This is a genomic window from Herbaspirillum sp. VT-16-41 (genome assembly GCF_001994935.1).
GTDB classification, from domain to species: domain Bacteria; phylum Pseudomonadota; class Gammaproteobacteria; order Burkholderiales; family Burkholderiaceae_D; genus Herbaspirillum; species Herbaspirillum frisingense.
Window position 1 is genome coordinate 1 of sequence record NZ_MUXB01000068.1, and the last position, 884, is coordinate 884.

Annotated in this window: 1 protein-coding gene; it reads right to left on the reverse strand. The window is 61.2% G+C overall.

What is annotated here, in order from left to right; genetic code table 11:
- The coding region (gene ilvC, locus BTM36_RS04480) for a ketol-acid reductoisomerase (protein ID WP_077235366.1) at positions 1-884 on the reverse strand (884 nt) is incomplete at both ends.

Consider the following 884-nt stretch of genomic DNA (forward strand, 5'->3'; position numbering starts at 1 on the left):
GCACCGGCCTTGTTTTCCAGGATGAAGCTCTTGGCGTATTCGCCGGTCTGGATGTCTTCCAGCACCTTCTTCATCGCAGCCTTGCTCTCGGCGTTGATCACGCGCGGGCCGGTCACGTACTCGCCGTATTCGGCGTTGTTGGAGATCGAGTAGTTCATGTTGGCGATGCCGCCTTCATAGATCAGGTCCACGATCAGCTTCAGTTCGTGCAGGCACTCGAAGTAGGCCATTTCCGGAGCGTAACCGGCTTCCACCAGGGTTTCGAAACCGGCCTTGATCAGTTCCACGGTACCGCCGCACAGCACGGCCTGTTCGCCGAACAGGTCGGTTTCGGTTTCTTCGCGGAAGTTGGTTTCGATGATGCCGGCACGGCCGCCGCCGTTGGCGGTGGCGTACGACAGGGCCAGGTCACGGGCCGAGCCGGACTTGTCCTGGTGCACGGCGATCAGGTGCGGCACGCCGCCACCCTGGCTGTAGGTCGAACGCACGGTGTGGCCAGGGGCCTTGGGGGCGATCATGATGATGTCCAGGTCAGCGCGCGGCACGACTTGGCCATAATGGATGTTGAAGCCGTGGGCGAAAGCGACGGTGGCGCCTTGCTTGGCGAACGGTGCGACGTTTTCGGCATAGACCTGGCCGATGTTTTCGTCGGGCAGCAGGATCATGATGACGTCGGCGTCCTTGACGGCGTCGTTCACTTCAGCGACCTTCAGGCCGGCCTTCTCGGCCTTGGACCAGGAAGCGCCGCCCTTACGCAGGCCAACGGTGACCTTCACGCCCGAATCCTTCAGGTTCAGCGCGTGGGCGTGACCTTGCGAACCGTAACCGATGATGGTCACGTTCTTGTTCTTGATCAGGGACAGGTCTGCGTCTTTGTCGTAGAA